The sequence below is a fragment of the Mycobacterium innocens genome, assembly GCF_900566055.1.
Lineage (GTDB): Bacteria > Actinomycetota > Actinomycetes > Mycobacteriales > Mycobacteriaceae > Mycobacterium > Mycobacterium innocens.
Map to the genome: position 1 here is coordinate 1 of NZ_UPHQ01000166.1, position 6,761 is coordinate 6,761.

At 67.8% G+C, this 6,761-nt stretch carries 8 protein-coding genes; 5 read left to right on the top strand and 3 right to left on the bottom strand.

Annotation, left to right across the window (positions count from 1 at the left end; all coding sequences use genetic code 11):
- Positions 1–588: PE family protein (locus tag EET03_RS16450; protein WP_136625710.1), on the bottom strand; the 588-nt coding region annotated here is incomplete at its 3' end.
- Positions 589–771: 183 nt separating this feature from the next.
- Between EET03_RS16450 and EET03_RS16455 the strand changes: the two genes are divergently transcribed.
- A complete protein-coding gene (locus EET03_RS16455; protein ID WP_075541951.1) occupies positions 772–1,857 on the top strand; it encodes an S-(hydroxymethyl)mycothiol dehydrogenase in 1,086 nt (361 codons plus the stop codon).
- Positions 1,806–2,483, top strand: coding sequence for an MBL fold metallo-hydrolase (locus EET03_RS16460; RefSeq protein WP_075541954.1), 678 nt, complete (start codon positions 1,806–1,808; stop codon positions 2,481–2,483). Before EET03_RS16455 ends, EET03_RS16460 begins: the two co-directional genes overlap by 52 nt.
- 14 nt (positions 2,484–2,497) lie before the next feature.
- Here EET03_RS16460 and EET03_RS16465 read toward each other — a convergent pair whose 3' ends face one another.
- Positions 2,498–3,205 carry an SHOCT domain-containing protein gene (locus EET03_RS16465; RefSeq protein ID WP_075541952.1) on the bottom strand — a complete coding sequence of 236 codons (708 nt, stop codon included), beginning with the start codon at positions 3,203–3,205 and terminating at the stop codon, positions 2,498–2,500.
- Positions 3,202–4,701 (bottom strand): apolipoprotein N-acyltransferase, encoded by a 1,500-nt coding sequence (lnt, locus tag EET03_RS16470; protein WP_082274540.1) that lies wholly within the window; start codon positions 4,699–4,701, stop codon positions 3,202–3,204. Before lnt ends, EET03_RS16465 begins: the two co-directional genes overlap by 4 nt.
- An 83-nt stretch (positions 4,702–4,784) precedes the next feature.
- Here lnt and EET03_RS16475 point away from each other — a divergent pair, with 83 nt between their 5' ends.
- The 3 genes from EET03_RS16475 to EET03_RS30315 all read left to right on the top strand — a co-directional run.
- A complete protein-coding gene (locus tag EET03_RS16475; protein WP_063469387.1) occupies positions 4,785–5,738 on the top strand; it encodes an SDR family oxidoreductase in 954 nt (317 codons plus the stop codon).
- Between the two features lie 321 nt (positions 5,739–6,059).
- Positions 6,060–6,455, top strand: coding sequence for a hypothetical protein (locus EET03_RS16480; protein WP_099193600.1), 396 nt, complete (start codon positions 6,060–6,062; stop codon positions 6,453–6,455).
- A 110-nt stretch (positions 6,456–6,565) separates the two neighbouring features.
- A partial coding sequence (locus EET03_RS30315; RefSeq protein WP_208649071.1) for a hypothetical protein occupies positions 6,566–6,761 on the top strand: 196 nt, incomplete at its 3' end.

Sequence of the window (6,761 nt, forward strand, 5' to 3'; positions counted from 1 at the left end):
GGCGTTACCCGACAGCCACCCGCCGGCACCGCCGGCACCGCCGGCACCGCCGTTACCGGTCACCGAACTCCCGCCGGCACCACCGGCGCCGCCGGAACCCAACAATCCGGCTGCCCCGCCGGCACCGCCCGCCATCCCCGCAGAACCCGACCCGCCGGCCCCGCCGTCACCGATCAACCAGCCGCCCGGCGCCCCGGCCTGCCCGGTGCCGGGCGTGCCGTTGGCGCCGTTGCCGATCAGCGGACGCCCGGTCAGGGTTTGCACGGGGGCGTTCACCGCGTCGAGCAGGCCCTGTAATGGCGACACGTTAGCGGCCTCCGCGGTGGCATACGCTCCCGCACCCGCGAACAAGGCCTGCACGAACCGAGCATGAAACGCCGCCGCCTGAGCGCTGACGGCCTGATACCCCTGGGCGTGTCCGGAAAACAACGCCGCAATCGCCGCCGACACCTCGTCCTCGGCGGCGGCCAAGATCCCGGTCGTCCGGGCCGCCGCGGCCGCATTGGCGGAACCCAGCGTCGAACTCAGACCAACCAAATCCGCGGCCGCCCCCGCCACCAGCTCCGGCACAGCAAACACCAGCGACATCCGGCACCCTCCAAGTCAAGTCACCCGGCGGCACGATTGCACACCACGATCGACCGCGGTTGGAAGAAGTAGAGCACAATGCCGGGGACGCGATGTGGTCTTTCAGTTCGTGACCCTGGTCCTGGACAACGCCGGTGCCGAACACCCGTCCTGAATTTGTCCGGCAGGCTATAGGTTGGGGCCATGAATCAGACAGTGCGCGGCGTGATTTCACGAAAAAAGGGTGAGCCCGTCGAATTGGTGGACATTGTCGTCCCGGAGCCCGGGCCCGGTGAGGTCGTCGTCGACATCAGCGCCTGCGGGGTGTGCCACACCGATCTGACCTACCGCGAGGGCGGCATCAACGACGAATACCCGTTCCTGCTGGGCCACGAAGCCGCGGGCACGGTGGAAGCCGTCGGGCCAGGGGTGACCACGGTCGAACCGGGCGACTTCGTGATCCTCAACTGGCGCGCCGTGTGCGGTCAGTGCCGCGCATGCAAACGGGGCCGGCCGCACTACTGCTTCAACACCTTCAACGCCGAACAGAAGATGAAGCTGACCGACGGCACCGAACTGACCCCCGCGTTGGGCATCGGTGCGTTCGCCGACAAGACGCTGGTGCACTCCGGTCAATGCACCAAAGTCGATCCGGCAGCCGATCCCGCGGTGGCCGGTCTGCTGGGTTGCGGAGTGATGGCCGGCATCGGTGCCGCGATCAACACCGGCGGGGTGACGCGCGATGACAGCGTCGCGGTGATCGGCTGTGGCGGGGTGGGTGACGCCGCGATCGCCGGCGCCGCGCTCGTCGGGGCCAAGAAGATCATCGCCGTCGACACCGACGACACCAAGCTGGCGTGGGCCCGCGAATTCGGCGCCACGCACACGGTCAACGCCCGCGAAACCGACGTCGTCGCAACCATCCAGGACCTCACCGACGGCTTCGGCGCCAACGTGGTGATCGACGCCGTAGGCCGGCCCGAAACCTGGAAGCAGGCCTTCTATGCCCGCGACCTGGCCGGAACCGTCGTACTGGTGGGCGTGCCCACACCCGACATGCGACTGGACATCCCGCTGGTGGACTTCTTCTCCCACGGCGGGGCATTGAAATCCTCGTGGTACGGCGACTGCCTACCCGAACGCGACTTCCCCACCCTGATCGACCTCTACCTGCAGGGCCGGCTTCCGCTGGACAAGTTCGTCTCCGAACGAATCGGGCTCGGCGACGTCGAGGAGGCATTCCACAAGATGCACGACGGCAAGGTGCTGCGCTCGGTGGTGATGCTGTGATCGAGCGCGTCGTCACCCATGGGACTTTCGAACTCGACGGCGGCAGTTGGGAAGTCGACAACAACATCTGGCTGGTCGGCGATGACTCCGAGGTCGTGGTTTTCGACGCCGCCCATGACGCCGCGCCGATCATCGAGGCGGTCAGGGGCCGCAATGTGGTGGCGGTGGTGTGCACGCATGGCCACAACGACCACGTGACGGTGGCTCCCCAACTCGGCCAGACCCTGGATGCGCCGGTGCTACTGCACCCCGGCGACGACGTGCTGTGGCGAATGACGCACCCGGACAGAGACTTTCGCGCCATCGACGACGAAGAGACAGTGCGTGTGGCCGGGACGGAGTTGCGTGCGCTGCATACCCCGGGCCATTCACCGGGATCGGTGTGCTGGTATGCCCCAGAGCTCGGCCCCGGGACAGGCGTCGTCTTCAGCGGCGACACCCTCTTTTCCGGCGGACCCGGGGCAACCGGACGCTCGTTCTCCGACTTCCCGACGATTCTGCGGTCGATCTCCGAACGGCTCGGGAAGTTGCCGGGCGACACCGTCGTGCATACCGGCCACGGCGACAGCACCACGGTCGGCGACGAGATCGTCCACTATGAAGAATGGGTCGCCCGCGGTCACTGAAGCCCCGGTAGTGGTTAGTGCCCCTGAAGAATCCGGCGCTTCTCGGCCTGAAACTCGCTTTCGGTCAGTGCCCCTGAATCACGCAGTGCTGCAATGGTTTTGATACGTTCGAGCTTGACCCCTTGATCGCTGGGCTCGCTGGGCTCGACGGGCGCCGACCATACCGTCGGCGATACGGCCGTAGGCCGGCTGCGACTCAGCCACATCACCGACAAGGCCAGATCCACCAGGCCGACGACGAAGCCGGCGACGAATACCCACACCAGATAGCCGTAGGAGCTCTGGTGGCCGAAAGCCAGTCGCGGGTTGATGTATCCGCCGACCTGGCCCTCGGTTGTCACGCGGTAGGTACCTTCGACCGCAACCTGGACAATCCACACCCGCACATGTGCGTCGTTGTTGACCGTGGTTGTGCTGCCGAGCCTTTCGGTGACCCGTGGTTGTGGCACACCCGCGGGCGGGTCGATCGAGATGCCCAGCGGCGGCACGGGCAGGCCGGTGCCGTTGGTGCCGCCGATGACCACGGTGTGCAGGCTGACGGTAACCTCCCCGGCCGGCAGCTGGACGCTGCCCGAGCCCGGGATGGGCACTTCGCCGTAAGCGTTGTACTTGTCCAGAACGAATGCGTTGAGCACCAACGTGGTGATGAAGCCGGCCACCGACACCACCAACATCACAACGGTCAGGGTCAGCGAAACCTTGGCGGCCCGTCTGCTGTTCATCCACGCAGTTTGGCACGCCGACGGGCGCGAAGCATCGCGACGACCACAGCACCGATCAGCACCACAAACGCGGTCACCGGCACCCAATCCCCCAGCCGTTGGTACACCGTGGTGCTCGAGCCCAACGGAACGCTGACCACAACGGCGCCCCGGAAATCCGACGGGCACCACGCCAGCCGGCGCCCCCGGACGTCGAAGGCCGAACTGTCGCCGGACAACCCGGCATGCACCGCCGGGCGGCCCGCCTCGACCGCACGCACCGCGGGTTGCGCGGCCAATTGCGGCTGCGCCCAACTGCCTTGAAATGTCGAGGTGGAACTCTGGTACGCCAACAGCTCGGCCCCCAGCAGTGCTTCGCGCCGCGCCAGATCGGAAAACGTCGTCTCATAGCTGATCAGCGGTCCGATATCGAGACCACCGGCAGACAGCACCACCGGCCCGGCTCCCCGCCTCCGGTCTTCGGCGGCGGCCTTGCTGTGGCGGGTGACCCAGCCGACCAGCGGCCGCAGCGGCACATATTCGCCGAACGGCACCAGACGGGTCTTGTGGTAGCTGCCGAGCACTCCGCCTGCACCCACGAGTACCGACGACTTGTAGATGCCCCCGCCCGGCGCTGCCGCATCGACGTTGACAAGCAGCTCGGCGCCCACCCGCCGGGACAACTCCGCCAGGCGGGCCAACACCTCGGGATGTCTGGTGAGATCCTGCCCCACGCTGCTTTCGCCCCAGACCACCAAGTCCACGCGCTGGCCTACGAGGGTGGCCGTGATCGCCTCACTGGCCGCCTCACGGGCGGTCGCATCGTCGATGTCGCCGGGCTGTACGAGCGCGACTCGCACGGTCGGACCGGAGGCGGGCGCCGGGCCCAGCAGGTACCACGCCGGTCCCAGTCCCGCGCACGCCACCGCACATCCCAGCGCGACCAGCCGCATCGGCCCGTGGTGCACGATCGCGACGACGATGGCGGCATTGGCAGCGACCAGCAGAAAGCTCGTCAGCCACACTCCGCCCAGGGACGCCGACGCCAGCGTGACGGGCTGATTCCACTGCGACGCCCCCAACAGCGCCCACGGACCGCCCAACGGGGGCCAGGCCCGCACCGCTTCGGCCGCCACCCACGCGCCGGGCTGCACCACCACCGCGGCAGCCATCCGGGCGGCGGTCACCGGCGCCGACAGCAGCCGGTGGGCGATCCATCCCCACGGCAGCCACAGGGCACCGAGTCCGATGGCGTACACCACCAACAGCGGGCCGGTGCTGGTCGCCAGCCAGTATTGAGTGGTCAGCACAAACCCGCCGACACCCCAGCAGGCCCGCACGGCTCCGTCCCACGATGTGGCAGCGGCCCGCACCACCAGCAGCAGCGGCACCACCGCGAACCACGCCAGCCACCACCATGATGGCGCCGGGAAAGCCAGCGCCGGTAGCGTTCCGAGGACCAACGCCACCGCCCATCCGCGGACGCGCCGCCGGCACGTTCCCGGATGGAGGGCCATGGTGTTCAGCATGCCGGTCGGATTCTGCGACGGCGAGGAAAAGAGGACACTGGACAGGCGCCACCGGAAAAGGAGTGAAACGCATGGCTAACGATCTGATCGCCACGGTGCCCGATCTGTCCGGGAAGCTCGCCGTCGTCACCGGCGCCAACAGCGGTCTCGGGTTCGGGCTGGCCCGACGGCTGTCGGCATCCGGCGCCGATGTGGTGATGGCAATCCGCAACCGCGCCAAGGGTGAGGCGGCGATCGAGCAGATCCGCACCGCGGTTCCCGACGCCAAGCTGACCATCAAAGCACTCGACCTGTCGTCGCTGGCCTCCGTCACCGCGTTGGGTGAGCAATTGAACTCCGAAGGCCGACCGATCGACATTCTGATCAACAACGCCGGCGTCATGACCCCACCCGAACGCGACACCACCGCCGACGGCTTCGAATTGCAGTTCGGCAGCAACCATCTCGGTCACTTCGCGCTGACCGCCCATGTGCTGCCGCTGCTGCGCGGGGCGCCGGCCGCGCGGGTGGTCTCGCTGAGCAGCTTGGCGGCACGGCGCGGCCGTATCCACTTCGACGACTTGCAGTTCGAAAAGTCTTACGCCCCTATGACGGCCTACGGACAGTCGAAGTTGGCAGTGCTGATGTTCGCTCGCGAACTGGACCGCCGTAGCCGCGAGGCCGGCTGGGGGATCATGTCCAATGCCGCGCACCCCGGGTTGACCAAGACCAACCTGCAGGTCAGCGGACCTTCGCACGGCCGGGAAAAGCCGGCGCTGATGCAGCGGCTGTACCAGGCGTCGTGGCGTTTGACTCCGTTCTTTTGGCAGGAGATCGACGAGGGGATACTGCCCGCGCTGTATGCGGCCGCCACCCCGCAGGCTGAGGGCGGCGCGTTCTACGGCCCCCGGGGCTTTTACGAGGCAGCCGGCGGCGGCGTGACGGAGGCCAAGGTGCCCGCCCGGGCCCGCAACGACGCTGACTGCCGACGTCTCTGGGAAGTTTCCGAACGTCTCACGGGGGTCAGCTATCCGACACCGGCCTGATAGGCCGCCGAGAGACAGCTCGGCCTACCACCGGTCGCCGAGGCCGCAGCCAGAAGGGCTGGCGCGCAGGATGATTCGCTGATCGCCACGGCGGGGCGGACGTGTCGGTGCGCACTGCGCGGCGTTGACCCGGACCGGTCTCGGTGGTTGTGTATTCATCGAGACTGCAGCCACTGCGACCGCTATCGGCGTGTCGGGTGTGTGGCTGCAGTGTCGCGGGGACGACGACCCGCGTACCGGCAGGCGTTTCGATCCAGCGCTGCATTGGGTAACCGGAATTGAGGGGTCGGTCACAAACTGCAACTGCAAAGGGGCACGGGCATGACTGCGCACGACGAGCAGGCCGCCGGCCGCAGCGATCACCGGCAACAGGCCGGCAGCGGCAGCGACGGCGGGAAACCGGATACCTCCGAGGTGCCGGAACCCAGCGACGAAGCCAAGGAAACAGCGGCCGAAATGATGACGGCCTATGAGGACCGACCGACGTTGGTGTTGCCCGGCTCCGGCAGGACCGTTACCGGTACGGCGGTCGGAGACTGGCTCGACGAAAACGGCCATCCTCGATACGCCGACGACGCGGATTCGCCGGCGGCAAAAGCCAAGGCAGACAAGGAAGAAACAGACGAAGACAAGAAGGTCGCGGAGAACCTGGACAAGGACAAGGCCTACAACGAGGAAGTTCTCAAGTCAGCCCGGGATGAGACAGCCGCGGGCTAAGCTAAGACGACCTAAGCGCGCTGCCTGGCGCGAGATGACCGCGAGATGACCGGGTCTAGAGCCCGGGAACCGGGGGTATCTGCGGGAAGCCGATGCCGGGGATCTGCGGGATGGCCGGAATCGGCGGGATCTGCGGCACCGCCGGCGCTTGCTGGGTTGGCGGTGCCTGGGTGGTGGCCGGCGGCTGGGTGGTGGCCGGCGGCTGGGTGGTGGCCGGCGGCTGGGTCGTTGCGGGCGGCTGGGTGGTCGTAGGGGGCGCCGTCGTCGGGGGCGTCGCGCTTGCCGGCGGTGGGGTTGTCGTCGGGG